This window comes from Streptomyces sp. 3N207 (assembly GCF_052246355.1).
GTDB lineage: Bacteria > Actinomycetota > Actinomycetes > Streptomycetales > Streptomycetaceae > Streptomyces.
This window is the reverse complement of record NZ_JBQQBV010000009.1, coordinates 135,300-151,568: the sequence shown is the minus strand read 5'-3', so window position 1 is coordinate 151,568 and position 16,269 is coordinate 135,300. Positions and strand designations below refer to the sequence as shown.

At 71.7% G+C, this 16,269-nt stretch carries 10 protein-coding genes; 4 read left to right on the top strand and 6 right to left on the bottom strand.

Features of this window, described 5'->3' with window-relative positions:
- Positions 1-31: 31 nt before the first annotated feature.
- From ACTWP9_RS16355 to ACTWP9_RS16345, 3 genes are all read right to left on the bottom strand, one after another.
- A complete protein-coding gene (locus tag ACTWP9_RS16355; protein ID WP_443246883.1) occupies positions 32-394 on the bottom strand; it encodes a DUF779 domain-containing protein in 363 nt (120 codons plus the stop codon).
- Entirely contained in the window at positions 394-1,917 is a 1,524-nt protein-coding gene (gene exaC / locus ACTWP9_RS16350; protein ID WP_443246882.1) for an acetaldehyde dehydrogenase ExaC, read from the bottom strand. Before exaC ends, ACTWP9_RS16355 begins: the two co-directional genes overlap by 1 nt.
- A gap of 96 nt (positions 1,918-2,013) precedes the next feature.
- Positions 2,014-3,360, bottom strand: coding sequence for a GAF domain-containing protein (locus tag ACTWP9_RS16345; protein ID WP_443246881.1), 1,347 nt, complete (start codon positions 3,358-3,360; stop codon positions 2,014-2,016).
- A gap of 150 nt (positions 3,361-3,510) precedes the next feature.
- Here ACTWP9_RS16345 and ACTWP9_RS16340 point away from each other — a divergent pair, with 150 nt between their 5' ends.
- A complete protein-coding gene (locus ACTWP9_RS16340; RefSeq protein WP_443246880.1) occupies positions 3,511-5,895 on the top strand; it encodes a phosphoketolase family protein in 2,385 nt (794 codons plus the stop codon).
- A 55-nt stretch (positions 5,896-5,950) separates the two neighbouring features.
- On the opposite strand, the gene ACTWP9_RS16335 is transcribed toward ACTWP9_RS16340, so the two are convergent.
- Complete coding sequence (locus ACTWP9_RS16335; protein WP_443246879.1) at positions 5,951-7,336, bottom strand: family 2B encapsulin nanocompartment shell protein; 1,386 nt, start codon at positions 7,334-7,336, stop codon at positions 5,951-5,953.
- 59 nt (positions 7,337-7,395) lie between these two features.
- Complete coding sequence (locus ACTWP9_RS16330) at positions 7,396-8,820, bottom strand: family 2B encapsulin nanocompartment shell protein (protein WP_443246878.1); 1,425 nt, start codon at positions 8,818-8,820, stop codon at positions 7,396-7,398.
- A gap of 581 nt (positions 8,821-9,401) precedes the next feature.
- Between ACTWP9_RS16330 and ACTWP9_RS16325 the strand changes: the two genes are divergently transcribed.
- Complete coding sequence (locus ACTWP9_RS16325) at positions 9,402-10,004, top strand: Rv1733c family protein (RefSeq protein WP_443246877.1); 603 nt, start codon at positions 9,402-9,404, stop codon at positions 10,002-10,004.
- Positions 10,005-10,254: 250 nt separating this feature from the next.
- Positions 10,255-12,759, top strand: a complete 2,505-nt coding sequence (locus tag ACTWP9_RS16320) for a right-handed parallel beta-helix repeat-containing protein (RefSeq protein WP_443246876.1) — start codon at positions 10,255-10,257, stop codon at positions 12,757-12,759.
- Here ACTWP9_RS16320 and ACTWP9_RS16315 read toward each other — a convergent pair.
- On the bottom strand, positions 12,729-15,191 hold the full coding sequence (locus ACTWP9_RS16315; RefSeq protein WP_443246875.1) for a hypothetical protein: 2,463 nt from the start codon (positions 15,189-15,191) through the stop codon (positions 12,729-12,731). The genes ACTWP9_RS16320 and ACTWP9_RS16315 overlap by 31 nt on opposite strands.
- 230 nt (positions 15,192-15,421) lie before the next feature.
- On the opposite strand from ACTWP9_RS16315, the gene ACTWP9_RS16310 reads away from it, so the two are divergent.
- Complete coding sequence (locus ACTWP9_RS16310) at positions 15,422-16,261, top strand: DeoR/GlpR family DNA-binding transcription regulator (protein ID WP_443246874.1); 840 nt, start codon at positions 15,422-15,424, stop codon at positions 16,259-16,261.
- Positions 16,262-16,269: the final 8 nt, after the last annotated feature.

Here is a 16,269-nt window from a genome sequence, read left to right as displayed (position 1 = left end):
CCCGGGGCGTCACCGGACCGGTGTCGGGTTCTCAACTCTCCAGCAGCCGGGACCTGATCAGGAAGCGCACCCCCTCGGGGGCCTCCAGGGAGAAACCGCTGCCCCTGCCCGGGACGACGTCGACGGTCAGATGGGTGTGGCTCCAGTACTTGAACTGGCTCGCTGACATCCAGAACGGCACCGGCTCCGGCACCCCGTCGATCTCCAGCTCACCGAGCAGGATGTCGGAGCTCCCGGTGCGGAACTCGCCGCGTCCGTAGCACATGGGGCTGCTCCCGTCGCAGCAGCCGCCGGACTGGTGGAACATCAGCGGTCCGTGTTTGCCGGTCAGCTCGCGCAGCAGCTCAGCGGCCGCCTCGGTGACGGCGACCCGCTCGGTCCCGCCCGGATCCATCAGAACAGTCCCATTTTCTGCGGGGCGTAGCTGACGAGCAGGTTCTTGGTCTGCTGATAGTGGTCGAGCATCATCCGATGGTTCTCGCGGCCGATGCCCGACTGCTTGTAGCCGCCGAAGGCCGCGTGGGCCGGGTAGGCGTGATAGCAGTTCGTCCACACCCGTCCGGCCTGGATGGCGCGGCCTGCGCGGTAGGCGCGGGAGCCGTCCCTGGTCCACACTCCGGCGCCGAGCCCGTAGAGGGTGTCGTTGGCGAGCTGGACGGCGTCGTCGAAGTCCTCGAACTCGGTGACGGAGACGACCGGGCCGAAGATCTCCTCCTGGAAGACCCGCATCCGGTTGCTGCCCTCCAGGATGGTGGGCCGGACGTAGTAGCCGCCCTCCAGTTCGCCGCCCAGTTCGGCACGGGTGCCGCCGGTGAGTACCCGGGCGCCCTCCTGCCTGCCGATGTCGAGGTAGGAGAGGATCTTCTCGAGCTGGTCGTTGGACGCCTGTGCGCCCACCATGGTGTCGGTGTCCAGCGGGTGGCCCTGCACGATGGCCTCGGTGCGCTCGATGCCCGCGTCCAGGAAGCCGCGGTAGTGGCCGCGCTGGATGAGGGCACGTGAGGGACAGGTGCACACCTCCCCCTGGTTGAGGGCGAACATGGTGAAGCCTTCGAGGGCCTTGTCGTAGAAGTCGTCGCGGTCGGCGGAGACGTCCTCGAAGAAGATGTTGGGGCTCTTGCCGCCCAGTTCCAGGGTGACGGGCTTGAGGTTCTCCGAGGCGTACTGCATGATCAGCCGCCCCGTGGTGGTCTCCCCGGTGAAGGCGACCTTGGCGACCCGGGCGCTGCCGGCCAGCGGCTTGCCCGCCTCGGCGCCGAAGCCGTTGACGATGTTGACGACACCGGGCGGCAGCAGATCGGCCACCAGGCTCATCCAGTAGTGGACGGAGGCGGGGGTCTGTTCGGCGGGCTTGAGGACGACGGCGTTTCCGGCGGCGAGCGCGGGGGCCAGCTTCCAGACCGCCATCAGGATGGGGAAGTTCCAGGGGATGATCTGCGCGACCACGCCCAGCGGTTCGTGGAAGTGGTAGGCGACGGTGTCCTCGTCGAGCTGGGAGAGCGAGCCCTCCTGGGAGCGGATCGCGGCGGCGAAGTAACGGAAGTGGTCGATGGCCAGCGGGATGTCGGCGGCCAGCGTCTCGCGGATCGGCTTGCCGTTCTCCCAGCTCTCGGCGACGGCAAGCTCCTCCAGGTGCGCCTCCATGCGCTGCGCGATCTGGTTGAGGAGCTGGGCGCGCTCGGCGGGTGGCGTACGGCCCCAGCCGGGTGCTGCGTCGTGGGCCGCGTCGATGGCACGCTCGACGTCCTCGGCGGTGCCGCGGGCGATCTCCGTGAAGGGCTGTCCCGTCACCGGGGTGGGGTTCTCGAAGTATCCGCCCTGTTTCGGGGCGACATAGCTGCCGCCGATCCAGTGGTCGTAGCGCGGCTGGTAGCTCATCAGCGCGCCGTCGGTTCCCGGTGCGGCGTAGCGGCTCATTGCTGTGCCTCCCTGTGCTCGGCGTACCAGGCGTCCCCGCCTGTACTCGGCGTACTCGGCCGCCGCTGTCGGTCGGCAGGCGAGTTGCCGGGGAGGCTAGTTCCGGGAACGTTGCGGATACGTTGCGCGTCGGCCTCCGGTCCGGCCGGGCGGAACGTCGGGCGGTAACAGGCCGTAGACGTCCCGCAGTTCGCGTACGCGTGCCGCCGTCTCCGGGGTGGGACGTACGGCGTGCAGCGTCTCCCACACCTCCAGGTCCTCCTCCCCCGCTGCCGTGCACAGCCAGCTCTCCAGCAGTCGCGCGTCGGGCCGGGTGAGCAGGCGGCGGCGCAGGCGCTGTTCCAGCAGCCTGCGCAGCCGTACCACACCCGGTGCCTCGGAGCCGGGAAACAGCGGGCCGCTGTACGCGTCGAGGGCCGCGGCGGGTTCGTTCGCGGCGAGCGCGTCGGCGACCGTGTCGTAGTCGGTGTGCGGGCGGTCCCGCAGCCGGTAGGGGCGGGAGTCCAGCAGCGGGCCCAGCAGGTGCCGCAGCCGGGAGAGTTCGGCGCGCAGGGTGACGGGGTGGACGTCGCGCTCGCCGTACAGTTCGCGGGCGAGCGCTTCGCCGGTCAGCCCGTCGGGGTGGGCCGCGAGCAGCAGCAGGATCTCGCTGTGCCGCCGCCCGAGCCGCAGCGGGCCCCCGGCGGCGCGGGTTTCCGGGGTGTGCAGCAGCGCCTCGTCCCGCCCGAGCACGGCGAGCGTGCAGCCGTGCGGCGGTACCGGTGCGCCGCCCGCGGTGGGCGTCGGCTCCAGCGCGGCCAGCCGCGCCTCGGCAGCGCGCGCTGTGGCCTGGACGAGGGCGAGGCTGTGCGGCGAGGCGAGATGGTCGCCGCCGGTGAGGTCGACGGCGCCGATGAGGCGCCCGGTGCGCGGGTCGTGCACGGGCGCCGCGGCGCAGGTCCAGGACTGTACGGGGCGGCAGTAGTGCTCGGCGGCGAAGATCTGGACGGCGTGATCGAGGGCGAGCGCGGTACCGGGTGCGTTGGTGCCGCTGGCGCGCTCGGCCCACTGGGCGCCGGGGACGAAGTTCATCCGCTCGGCGTGGCGCAGCACCTGCGGATGGCCCTCCACCCACAGCATGGTGCCGCGCTCGTCGCAGACGGACAGCAGATGGGCGCCGTCGTCGGCGATGGTGCCCAGCAGCTCGCGGAAGAGCGGCATCGCGCGGGCGAGGGGGTGGGTCTCGCGGCGCAGGGCGAGCCCGGCGTCGTCCATCTCGACCCCGGCCATGCTCTCGGGGCCGAGCCGTGCCCCGGCACAGCGGCGCCAGGAGTCGGCCACCACCTCGCGGACGGGCGCGGCGATGGGTCCGCCGGTCAGGAACCGTTCGTGGGCGCGGCGCAGCTGCCCCGCCCGCTCGGCCGCGTCGGCGCCCGCTTCGAGCGCCAGCCATGGATTGCGCACCCCGTCATCGTGCAGCTCGCGTGGGCGGCAGACAACGGCTCCGGCACGGTATCGCCCCCACTGACCACGGTTCGGCCACCTGACCCGATACCGGCCACCTTGCCGGGGATCACGGGTGTCGGAACCGGCCCGTCCTGGTACCCATGCGGCATGCCGGAACACGAGTCCCTCACCGACCGCGAGGCCGAGGCGCTGGACGCACACTGGCGTGCCCTCAACTACCTCTCGGCCTGTCAGTTGTATCTGCGTGCCAACCCCCTGCTGCGCGAGCCGCTGCGGCCCGAGCACATCAAGCCGCGGCTGCTGGGCCACTGGGGCACCTGTCCCGGTCTCACTCTCGTGTACACCCATCTGAACCGGCTGATCAGCGAGCGCGGGCAGCGCGCGATGAGCGTCTGGGGGCCGGGCCACGGGGCGGCTGCCGTGCTGGCGGGCGCGTGGCTGGAGGGCAGCTACCAGGAGCTGCGGCCGGACGTGCCGCGCAACGGGACGGGTATGGAGCGGCTCTTCGCGGAGTTCTCCCAGCCGGGCGGTATTCCCAGCCATACGGCACCGAGCGTGCCGGGGTCGATCCAGGAGGGCGGCGAGCTGGGCTACGCGCTGGCGCACGCCTACGGTGCCGCGTTCGACAATCCGGACCTGCTGGTGTGCGCGGTCGTCGGGGACGGCGAGGCGGAGACGGGGCCGCTGGCCACCTCCTGGCACGCGAACAAGTTCCTGGACCCGTTGCATGACGGTGCCGTGCTGCCGGTGCTGCATCTGAACGGCTACAAGATCGCGAACCCGACGGTGCTGTCCCGGCTGCCGGAGGAGGAGCTGTATTCGCTGATGCGCGGCTACGGCCACGACCCGCTCTTCGTCACGGCGGAGCGGGACACCCCGCCGCTACAGGCGCACCGCGCGCTGGCCGGAGCCTTCGACGCGGCAGCGGACCGGATCGGCGCCATCCAGCGCGCGGCACGCGCGGGCGATGCCGACAGTGGGCGCCCGCGCTGGCCGATGGTGGTGCTGCGTACGCCCAAGGGCTGGTCGGGCCCCCGGGAGCTGGACGGAGAGCCGGTGGAGGGCACCTGGCGCTCCCACCAGGTACCACTCCCGGGGGTACGGGACGATCCGGACCGGCTGCGGCAACTGGAGCGGTGGCTGCGCTCTTACCGTCCCGACGAGCTGTTCGACCAGGACGGCAGGCCACGGCCCAAGGTGCTGGAAGTTGTACCGGAGGGCGACCGGCGGCTGGGTTCCGTCCCGGAGGCGAACGGCGGTCGGCTGCTGCGTGAGCTGCCGCTGCCCCCGCTGGAGTCGTACGCGGTGCCGGTGGAGCGGCCCGGTGCCGGGGCGCACGAGCCGACACGAGTGCTCGGTGAGCTGCTGAAGGGGCTGCTGGCGGCCACCGAAGAGTGCCGCGACTTCCGGCTGTTCGGCCCGGACGAGACGGACTCCAACCACCTTGCCGCCGTCTACGGCGCCTCGGACCGTGCCTGGCAGGCCGAACTGCTGCGTACGGACACGCACCTGGGCCGGCACGGACGGGTGCTCGAGGTGCTCTCCGAGCACCTGTGCCAGGGGTGGCTGGAGGGGTACGTACTGACCGGCAGGAGCGGGCTGTTCGCTTCCTACGAGGCGTTCGCCAACCTGGTCGCGAGCATGGCGGCGCAGCATGTGAAGTGGGTGCACAGCGCCCGGGAGGTGTCGTGGCGGCGGCCGGTCGCGTCGCTCAACTATCTGCTCACCTCGCACGCCTGGCGCCAGGACCACAACGGCTTCTCGCACCAGGACCCCGGCTTCATCGACCATGTCCTGAGCAAGAGCCCGGACGTGGTGCGGGTCTATCTGCCGCCGGACACCAACACGCTGCTGTGCGTGGCCGATCACGCGCTGCGGACCCGGGACACGGTGAACGTGGTGGTGGCGGGCAAGCACCCCTGCTTCGACTGGCTGGATCTCGACCAGGCACGGGCGCACTGTGCACGCGGCCTGGGGGTGTGGGAGTGGGCCGGTACCGAGCGCGGCGACACCGGGCCCGACGTGGTGCTCGCCTGCGCGGGGGACGTGCCCACCCACGAGACGCTGGCCGCCGCCTCGCTGCTGCGCGAGTGGCTGCCCCAGCTGGCGGTTCGGGTGGTCAACGTGGTGGACATGGCACGGCTGATGAGCCCCACCGAGCACCCGCACGGGCTGAGCGACGCGGAGTTCGACACCGTCTTCACCAAGGACCGGCCGGTGATCTTCGCGTACCACGGCTATCCGTGGCTGGTGCACCGGCTGACCTACTCCCGGGCGGTGCACGGACAGCTGGCGGTACGCGGCTACCGCGAGTCCGGCTCGACGACGACGCCGTTCGACATGGTGGTGCGCAACGGCCTGGACCGCTATCACCTGGTGATGGACGTGATCGACCGGACGAAGGGGCTCGGCGCCCGAGCGGCGGGCGTCCGGCAGCGTGCGGCCGACCTGCGTGGGCGGCACCGGCCGTACGTGGTCGAGCACGGCACCGACATGCCGGAGGTCACCGACTGGCGCTGGCCCGGCCGGTGACCTCCGGTGACTCCAGGAGTCCGGCCCCTGCGTCCAGGGGCCGGACCGTCCTGGGTCAGACCTCGACGTCCTCCAGGATGCCGAGCGCGTCGGGCACCAGCACGGCGGCCGAGAAGTAGACGCTGACGAGGTACGAGATCAGGGCCCGATCGTCGATGCCCATGAAGCGGACGTTGAGACCGGGCTGGATCTCGTCGGGGATTCCCGTCTGGTGCAGCCCGATGACGCCCTGGTCCTCCACCCCGGTGCGCATGGCCAGCACCGAGGTGGTGCCGTCCGCGCGTACCGGGATCTTGTCGCAGGGCAGCAGCGGGATGCCGCGCCAGGCGACGGCCCTGCTGCCCTCGACCTGGGTCTGTTCGGGGTAGATGCCGCACTTGCTGCACTCGCGGCCGATGGCGGCGATGGCACGCGGATGCGCCAGCAGATAGCGGGTCTTGCGGCGGCGTGCGATCAGCTCGTCCAGGTCCTCGGGGGTGGGCGGGCCCGAGCGGGCGCGGATGCGCTGGCTGAGGTCGGCGTTGTACAGCAGCCCGAACTCGCGGTTGTTGACCAGCTCGTTCTCCTGGCGCTCACGCAGCGCCTCGATGGTGAGCCGCAGCTGCTCCTCGAGCTGGTTCATCGGGGCGTTGTAGATGTCCGCGACCCGGCTGTGCACCCTGAGCACGGTCTGCGCGACGGCCAGCTCGTACTCGCGCGGGCTCAGTTCATAGTCGACGAAGGTGCCCGGCAGCTGCTGCTCGCCGATGTGGCCGGAGGCCAGCGCGATATCGGCCTCGCCGCGCCGGTTCTGCGCGGGGACGGAACGGGAGAGCACCGCGTCGAGGTGGTCCCGCAGCGGCGGGGAGGCGTCCGCGGTCTGCCGGAACTTGCTGCGCGGCAGCGCGAGAACGGTGCAGCGCGTGGTGGCGCGCAGGGTGTACTCCCAGCCGCCGGGCTCCGGGGTGAGGATCTGGTCACCGGCGTGGTCGCCGTCCGCGATGACGCCGAGTTCGATCTCCTCGTCGTACTGTCCCGCCGCCTGCTTGACGACCCGGCCGTGCGCGATCAGCAGCAGTTCGTCGGCCGGTTCGCCGCAGGTGGCCAGGGCCTCGCCGGGCGCGTACTCGCGCTGGGTGAACCCGTCGGCCAGGGCGCGCAGTGCCGCTTCGTCGTCCAGATCGCGCAGCAGGGGGATCTCCCGCAGCTCGGCCGGGATGACGCTGACGTCGGCGCCGGTGGAGACGAACTCGATCCTGCCGTCGCCCAGGGTGTGGGTGAGCCGCCGGTTGACGCGGTAGGTACCGCCGGTGGTCTCGGTCCAGGGCAGCACTCGCAGCAGCCAGCGCGGGGAGATCCCCTGCATCTGCGGCGGCGTCTTGGTCGTGGTGGTGAGCTTGCGCGCGGCCGCTGTGGAGAGGCTGGAGCGGTCCTGCTGGACTTCTTCGGGGTGCGTCGTCATCTGTCGCCAGTTCGTGGTGGTTCCGACTGCCTGATTTCGTAGTGTGCGACGGCTCTGCGTCAGTGCCCGATCTCGACGTCCTCGAGAATTCCGAGTGCGTCGGGCACGAGTACGGCAGCGGAGTAGTAAGCGCTCACCAGATAGGACATGACTGCCTTTTCGTTGATGCCCATGAAGCGAACCGAAAGGCTCGGGCTGTACTCGTCGGGAATTCCCGTCTGGTGCAGTCCGACGACCCCCTGCGCCTTTTCTCCGGTACGCATCGCCAGGACGGAGGTGCTGCCCTGCGGGCTGACCGGAATCTTGTTGCAGGGCAGGATGGGGACGCCGCGCCAGGCGGGCACGGAGTGGCCCTCGTAGTCGACGGACTGCGGGTAGAGGCCGCGCCTGCTGAACTCACGGCCGATCGCGGCGATCGCCTTGGGGTGGGCCAGGATGACGCTGGGGTCCTTCCATACGGTGGCCAGCAGCTCGTCCAGGTCGTCCGGGGTGGGCGGGCCGGAACGGGTGTGGATGCGCTGCTTCATATCGGCGTTGTGCAGCAGTCCGATCTGCCGGTTGTTGACCAGCTCGTTCTCCTGGCGCTCGCGCAGCGCCTCGATGGTGAGCCGCAGCTGCTCCTCGAGCTGGTTCATCGGGTGGTTGTAGAGGTCGGCGACCCTGGTGTGGACCCGCAGCACGGTCTGGGCGACTTCCAGTTCGTACTCGCGCGGGCTCAGTTCGTAGTCGACGAACGTGCCGGGCAGCGCCGGCTCGCCCACATGCCCGGAGGCCAGCTCGATCGCGGACTCGCCGTTCTCCGTGCGCTGGGACGGGATCAGGGAGCGGGTGGCGGCAACATGGGTGCGCAGCGAGTCCGAGTCGGCCAGGACGGCATCGAAGGCGCGCCGCTCCAGGGTGAGGACGGTGCCGCTGGTGAGCGAGGTGAGGGTGTGGTCCCAGGTGCCGGACTGCCCCGTCAGCCGGTCGTCGCCGACGAAGTCGCCGTCCGCGAGCACGCCCTGGGTGATGTCCTCGTCGTACCTGCCGCGGATGGACCGGCGCAGCTTGCCGTGCGCGATCAGCACCAGCCGGTCCGCGGGCTGCCCCTCCTCGACGATCACTTCACCGGGGCGGAAGTCGCGCTGCTCGCACCGCGCAGCGAGCGCCTCCAGGGCCTCGCGGTCCTCGTAACCACGCAGCGTCGGCAGTTCCGTCAGCTCCAGCGGGATCACCCGGACCTCGGAACCGGTGGAGACGAACTCGACGCGGCCGTCACCGAGGGTGTGGCTCAGCCGCCGGTTCACCCGGAAGGTGCCACCGGTCACCTGCACCCACGGCAGGACCCGCAGCAGCCACCGCGAGGTGATCCCCTGCATCTGCGGGGGCGTCTTCGTGGTGGTCGCGAGATTCCGTGCCGCTGCTGTGGCGAGGCTCTGCTGCGTCTGCTCGGATGCCTGCTCCGCGCTCTCGTTACCGGAATTCCGCTCCGCCGCAGTCGTCATCCGACACCGCCTATCCTCGTGATCATCCGTCAATTCACATGCCGCGGCTCGAAGCTAGGTGAGGTCCGTGACCGGCGGCAATCGCTCAAAAGATGACGCCGCTGTCCGAATGCCCGCGCGATTCCCGGGGTAAAGCCCGCCGCCGACTCCCGTTCGATTTACCGACGGTGACGAAATTCCGGCCGCCCTCACCGTGTGCGACGTTTCCGTGCGGTGCGCGCCACCGCCCCCTCCGGAACCACCACCGCCCTGCGTGGGCGCGCCGGGGGCGCACAGGCTCCAGGTCTGCGCCCGCTGTCCGACACCGGAAGCCCACTCGGTAAACTCGGCGGATCACGAGGTGGAACGAAGCGAGCCTGCGGAGCGGAAAGGGACCCACGGACGAGCCCACGGACCACGAAAGAGTGCGCCCGAACCACCATGCCCCGCCCCTCGACCAGGTGCGGGCAGGCCATCCGGAGCAGGCCCGATGTCCGGCACACCGATCACAAATCGGTGACTTTTGGGCCCTTCGGCCCTTCTCGTGCATGCACCGAGCCCGATGAGGTACGTAAGGGACGGCGAGAAGGGGGTGAGCAGCGGTGCGCTCTGTTGTCGGCCTGTGGCGCTGGCGCGGAAATCCGCTGTGCCGCCGTACCGACCGCCGTGAGGCATGGCTGACCTTCTGGGCTGCGCTGCTGATCGTCCTGGGCACCCCGCTGGTGGGCTGGGGCGCGGCGGAGGCCGCCCATGAGGCGCTGCTTCACACGGCCCAGGAGCAGCGGGACCAAAGACAGCGGATCTGGGCGACGGTCGAGCACGTGACTGTTCTCCCGCCGCTGGACTCCGAGAGGGAGGCCGCCGCCGGCGCCCCGAACCGCAACCGGGTCACGGCGCACTGGACGGGGCCCGACGGCAGCAGGCACACGGGTGTCCTCGTGCTGCGCCATCCCGTGGAGGCCGGCAGCCGCTTCCCTGTGTGGGCCGATATGCACGGCCGTCTGACGTCCCGTCCGATGAGTGTGCGCAGCGCCGACTCGTACTCGCTGCTGGCAGGGCTGGCCGGCGCCGCCTGCACTGCGGGAGTGCTGGAGGCCGGGCGCCGGACGGCCGTACGGCTGCTGCTGCGGCGCCGTTATGCGCGCTGGGACGAGGAGTGGGGGCGTATCGGTCCCGACTGGGGCCGCACCGGCACCAGCAGCTGACGGGCGCTCGCGGTTCGGCAGGTTCCGAACCGGTCTCCCGGAAGGATTCCGAAGCGACTCCGAGGGGGTTCCCGAACGGATGCCGAAGGGGTGCCGCAGCGGTGTCCGTGCCGGTCACTCGGTTGGACCCGTCAACGCCGACCACCAGCGCACGCTACGGTGGTGCGGCCGGCACGAACGGCGCACTTCGGCGTTCCGTGCGACAGGCGTAACGCATCTTGGCACGCACGAGGTTGGGGCACAGCACTCCATGGCACAGGGCTCGGTCCAGGTGACGCACAGCGGCACGTCGCGGTGGCGGCGACGCACGGGCGAATACGCGTCGTTGTCCGCCGCGCTGGAGGCGGCAGGCGACGGTGACGTCCTCACCGTGGCTCCGGGCACCTACCGGGAGAACCTCGTCATCGAACGCATGGTCACCGTGCGCGGCCCGGAGCGGGGCAACTCCGGACCTGTGCGTATCGCGCCCGCCGACGGGGTGGCGCTGACCGTACGGGCCGCCGCCCTCGTCCAGGACCTCCAGGTCGAGGGCCAGGACTCGGCCGTGCCCGCCGTACTGGTGGAGGACGCGGCTCCGGAGCTGGCCGGGCTGCGCGTGATGACCCGCTCGGCTTCGGGGATCGAGGTACGCGGCGGCGCCCGGCCCACGGTGCGGCGCTGCACCGTGGACAACCCGGCCGGAATCGGGCTGAGCATCACCGGTGGGGCGAGCGGTGTCTACGAGGAGTGCGAGGTGGTGGCCGCCGGTCAGTCCGGAGTCCTGGTGCGGGACGGCGCACGTCCGCGCCTCGCGCACTGCCGGGTGCACCTCGCCTCGGGGGCAGGTATCGCGCTGCAGGGCGAGGGCAGCACGCTGGAGGCGCTCGACTGCGAGGTGTACGAGATCAAGGGCAGCGGGCTGCGCGTCGCGGCGCGCGCCAGCGGTCACTTCACCGACTGCCGGGTGCACCGCACCTCGGCCGACGGCGTCACCCTGGAGGCCGACGCCGTGCTCACCCTCGCCGACTGCGACATCCATGACATCCCGGAGAACGCGGTCGATCTGCGGTCCCGTTCCGTGCTGACGCTGACCCGCTCCAAAGTGCGCCGCTTCGGCCGCAACGGTCTGTCGGTATGGGACCCGGGCACCCGTGCGGACGCCAACGGCTGCGAGATACACGAGAGTACGGGCGACTATCCGGCGGTGTGGGTCAGCGACGGTGCCACCGCCGTGCTGGACAGCTGCCGGGTGCACTCGGTGCCGGACGCGCTGTTCGTCCTCGACCGGGGTTCGCGCGCCGACGTGCTCGACAGCGATCTCTCCCAGGTGCGCGGTACGGCCGTCTCGGTGAGCGACGGAGCCGTCGTTCAGCTGGACGACTGCCGGATCAGCAAGGCGGCCACCGGTGCCTGGTTCCGCGACCACGGCAGCGGCGGGGTGCTCAACGGCTGCACCATCGACCAGGCGTCGACCGGTGTCATCGTCACCAAGGGCGCGGACCCCACCATCGAGCGCTGCACGGTGAGCGGCGCCGCCGAGGCGGGGTTCTATGTGTCCGCCGAGGGGCGCGGGACGTTCCACAACTGCCGGGTGACCGGCTCGCGCGGCTACGGGTTCCACGTCATCGACGGCTGCCGCACCACGCTGCGCCGCTGCCGTACCGAGCGGTGCACCCGCGGCGGCTACGAGTTCGCCGAAGAGGGTCCCACAGTCGAGGACTGCACCAGCGACGAGAGCGCGACGGCCGTGACCGCGCTGTCCGCCGCCGGTACCGCGACCCCCTCACCCGGGTCCGCGGCCGGCGGGTCCGGAGACGGCTCGACCGGGCTGCTGACCGCGCAGGCCGCACTCCCCCGGCAGCGTTCGGGCAGCTCATCGACGGCGCCTGCACTCGCCGCACCGACGGGCGGCACCACTGCGCCGGGCGACGGCACCTCCGGCGCGGAGGCCGGCGAGGAGGCACCGCGCCCGGCCAAGGAGGTGCTGGGCGAACTCGACGCGCTGGTCGGGCTGGAGGGCGTCAAGCGCGAGGTCAGGGCGCTCACCGACATGATCGAGGTCGGCCGCAGGCGGCAGCGCGCGGGGCTCAAGGCGGCGTCCGCGCGGCGGCACCTGGTCTTCACCGGCTCGCCGGGCACCGGCAAGACCACCGTGGCCCGCCTCTACGGCGAGATCCTGCACTCCCTCGGTGTGCTGCGGCGCGGCCATCTGGTCGAGGTCTCCCGCGTCGATCTGGTGGGCGAACACATCGGTTCGACGGCGATCCGCACCCAGGAGGCGTTCGAGCGGGCCAAGGGCGGGGTGCTGTTCATCGACGAGGCGTACGCGCTCGCCCCGCACGACTCGGGCCGCGACTTCGGCCGGGAGGCCATCGACACGCTGGTGAAGCTGATGGAGGACCACCGCGACGACGTGGTGGTCATCGTGGCGGGCTACACGACCGAGATGGAGCACTTCCTGGCCGCCAACCCGGGCGTGGCCTCCCGCTTCTCCCGCACCATCACCTTCGGCGACTACGCGCCGGAGGAGCTGCTGCGCATCGTCGAGCAGCAGGCCGACGAGCATGAGTACCAGCTGGGCGAAGGAGCACGGCAGGCACTGCTCGGCTACTTCACGCGGCTGCCGAAGGGCCCCTCGTTCGGCAACGGCCGTACGGCACGGCAGACGTTCGAGTCGATGGTCGAGCGGCACGCGGGCCGGGTCGCGCAGCTGCCCGACCCGAGCACCGAGGACCTCACCCTGCTCTACCCGTCGGATCTGCCCGGCTCCGACTGAGCGGCCCGGACCCGCGCCCTGTTGTCCGACCGGGTCGGCCGGGGCTCGGGCTGCCGCGGTACACCCCCCGGGTGCTTGTGGGGCCGCCGGGAGCGGGCCTTGAGGCGGGCAAGCAGTCCGGTGCGTTCCTCGGCGAAGGCCGGGTCGGCCTGGTAGTCGCCGTGCGCCAGGATCGGCTCCGGAAGGGGCAGTTCGCAGGTGCGGCCGTAGACGAGGGGGTCGTGGAGCGGTCCACGGTCCACGCCACGGCACTCCTCTGGCGGGCCGGGCTCGGGGGTGTCGGCGGTCTCGGGCCGGACAGGGCCGCCGATCGGATCGGTCAGCCGCCACAGGTTGCGCCAGCACTCCAGGCCGTCGTGGAGCGCCGCGAGCCGGTGCGGCCCGAAGTAGGCGGGGAACCAGCGCCCGTAGAGCCGCTCCAGCGGTGAGCCGTAGGTGAGCAGCGCGATCTGGCGGCGGGTGTCGGGGTCCAGCTGCCAGACGGCCGCCGCGGCCAGGACGCTGCCCTGCGAGTGGCCGGAGATCACCAGTCGCCGCTCCGGCTGCCCGTCGGTCCACATCGCCATCCGCCAGGCCAGGTCGGGCACGGCGCGCTCGGCGTAGCAGGGCGGCGCGAACGGGTGGGCGCAGCGCGGCCAGAAGGTGCCCACGTCCCACAGGATGCCGATGGTGCGGCGGGCCGAAGCGTCCTCGTAGGCGCGGCGGCTCCAGGCGAGCAGCAGGACGAAGGCGAAGCCGACCAGCCAGGAGCCGAGGGCCTGCACGGTGTCGGCGAACCCGGCGACGATGTCGGGGGCGCCCTCGGTCGCCTCCCCGGGCACCTTTCCGGTTCCCATGGTGCCGACCACGGCCACGCCGCCCAGGACGAGCGTGGCGGCGGCCACGGTCGCGACCAGCCAGGGCGCCCGGTCGGTGAGTCCGGCCCGGGCGATCGCGGAGGCGATCCGGCGGGACCGGGACTCGTCGGGCACGACGCCGGGATAGCCGGCCTCCACGTCGTCGGTGAGCCGCCGTGCGTCACGCCAGACGCGGAAGGCGAACCAGCAGGCCAGGAGCAGCACCAGGGCGAGAAGTACGGGAATGATGGACGCCTGCCAGGTGAGCACGGTGGGCGGACCGTCGATGTCGCCGCCGCCCCGGCCCGGTGTGCCGGGCCCGTCCAGCCAGTCGCCGACCCGCTGCGAGACGCCGCCGGAGAGCAGGCCGCCCAGTGCGCAGGCGAGCATGCCGACGGCGGCGGAGGCCAGCCCGCCCAGCGCGGTACGGGACAGGCGCGTGATGCGGTGCAGCCGCAGTCCGAGAACGCCGAGCACGACCACGAGCGTGCCCTGGAGCACCGCGATGACGCTGAACGTCTCGTCGCCCGGGAGCGTGCCGCTGGAGGTCCAGCCGGGACGGCTCCAGCCGCTGTGCACGACAGCGAGCAGCAACAGGGCGAGGGAGGCGCCGGGCAGCGCGCGTACGGCGAGGGTGTCGGCGCCCTGGTCCGGCTCGCTCTCCTTGCGGCCCCTGCGGCAGACGACGAACAGCACCCAGGCGGCACCGGCGAGCACCAGCCCCTCCAGCAGCCGGCCGCAGACGTCGAGCACGGCGTTGCCGCCGGAGCCGCGGTCGTGGCGGGTGGTGGCGGCGGTGAGTGCGGCGGCGACGGTCAGGAACCCGACGGCGGTGTGCGCGGCCCGCAGCCGGGCGACGAGGCGCTTGCCGTACCAGAAGCCGGGCAGCGACAGTGGCGGTCGCCCGTCGGCTGCCGGGGCGTCCTCCGGGACGGCGCGCTCCAGCGGCGGCTGGGACTCGTACGCGCTCCAGGTGCGGTGCGAGAGCAACCACAGCAGCGCCGTCACAGCAGTGGGCAGTACGGCGGCCAGTGCCAGCCTCCGGCCCGGCTGGCTCCACCAGCCGCCGGGGTCGCCGGGGTCCTGCGGTGCTGTCATGAAGGCGAGCCAGGACCGGTCCTGTCCACAGCGCGCGGCTCCGGCGCACTGCCAGGCGATCAGGTCCAGCGCGACCTCGCAGACGGCGGCCACCAGCAGCACCGTCAAGGAGAGCGCGATCAGCCGGACCAGGAGGCCGTGCAGCCGCACGGTGCGGCAACGGCCGTGGGAGGCGGGCCGGGTCCAGTGCGCGAGGTTGGCCACCATGAACGGCAGCAGGATCAGCCACAGGGCGCGGGCCCCGTTGCCCGAGGTGAGGTTCGACCAGCAGTACGCCTCCGGGACCGGCCTGCCCGCATGGTCCGCGGGGTGCCGCTCGGCGTCCTTGTCGTCGGCGCGGCGGTGGACCGCCGCCGTGCTGTCCCCCGTGACGCGCACGGTACGCGCGTCGCCGAGCATCTCGGCGGGAGTGGTTCCCCCCACTCCGTGGACGAGCAGTTCGAGCGCGAGTCCCGGCCCTTTTCCGGGCGCGCCATCAGGTGCGTGGTCTGACTGCACTGTGCTTCCCCCGAGTCCCCCGAACGGTCTGTCAGCTAGGTGTCAGCTACGTAGAGACAGCATCACTGCCGGGCCCGCCGCTGTGCCAGCCCTTCAAGGGTGAAGGTGGGGTGCGGAGTGCTCGATCGTCTCAGCAGCGCACCCGTTGTGCGCGTGCGAGGATGGGCCCACCGGCGGCCTCCCCCACAGCCCTCGAGAAGTCGGTCACGAAAGGAACGGAGACAGCGGAAGTGAGCGACAACCAGAACCTCCTCGCCGAGCAGCGGCGCGCGCTGATCCTGGAGGAGGTGCGGCGCAGGGGCGGGGCGCGGGTCAACGAGCTGACCCGGAAACTGTCGGTCTCGGACATGACGGTGCGGCGCGACCTGGACGCACTGGCCCGGCAAGGTGCCTTGGAGAAGGTGCACGGCGGTGCCGTACCGGTCGCCGAGGCGAGCACGCACGAGCCCGGGTTCGAGGCGAAGTCCTCCCTGGAGCTGAGCGCGAAGGAGGACATCGCGCGTGCGGCGGCCACCATGGCGCAGCCGGGCACCGCGATCGCGCTGTCGGGCGGTACGACGACGTTCGCGCTGGCGCAGCATCTGCTGGACGTGCCGAACCTGACGGTGGTCACCAACTCGGTGCGGGTCGCCGACGTCTTCCACGCCGCGCAGCGGGCGGGCGCCGGGGCCACGGGGAGCCGTCCGGGTGCGGCGACGGTGGTGCTGACGGGCGGGGTGCGTACGCCCTCGGACTCGCTGGTGGGTTCGGTCGCGGACGCGGCGATCCGGTCGCTGCACTTCGACGCGCTGTTCCTGGGTGTGCACGGCATATCGGTGGAGGCCGGGCTGTCCACGCCCAACCTGGCGGAGGCCGAGACGAACCGGCACTTCGTGGGTTCGGCGCGCCGGGTGATCGTGGTCGCGGACCACACCAAGTGGGGGACGGTGGGGCTGAGTTCGTTCGCCTCGCTGGATCAGGTGGACGCGCTGGTGACGGACAGCGGGATGCCGCCCGAGGCGCGGGAGGAGATCCGGGACCGGCTGCCGGAGCTGGTGATTGCCGGGGAGCAGGAGCCGGACGGGAGCTAGGGGGTCGT

Coding starts and splice junctions, on each gene's coding strand:
- ACTWP9_RS16335 (WP_443246879.1), bottom strand. CDS start 7,336: ATGACGACGCACCCCGAAGAAGTCCAGCAGGACCGCTCCAGCCTCTCC.
- ACTWP9_RS16340 (WP_443246880.1), top strand. CDS start 3,511: ATGCCGGAACACGAGTCCCTCACCGACCGCGAGGCCGAGGCGCTGGAC.
- ACTWP9_RS16355 (WP_443246883.1), bottom strand. CDS start 394: ATGGATCCGGGCGGGACCGAGCGGGTCGCCGTCACCGAGGCGGCCGCT.
- exaC (WP_443246882.1), bottom strand. CDS start 1,917: ATGAGCCGCTACGCCGCACCGGGAACCGACGGCGCGCTGATGAGCTAC.
- ACTWP9_RS16330 (WP_443246878.1), bottom strand. CDS start 8,820: ATGACGACTGCGGCGGAGCGGAATTCCGGTAACGAGAGCGCGGAGCAG.
- ACTWP9_RS16320 (WP_443246876.1), top strand. CDS start 10,255: ATGGCACAGGGCTCGGTCCAGGTGACGCACAGCGGCACGTCGCGGTGG.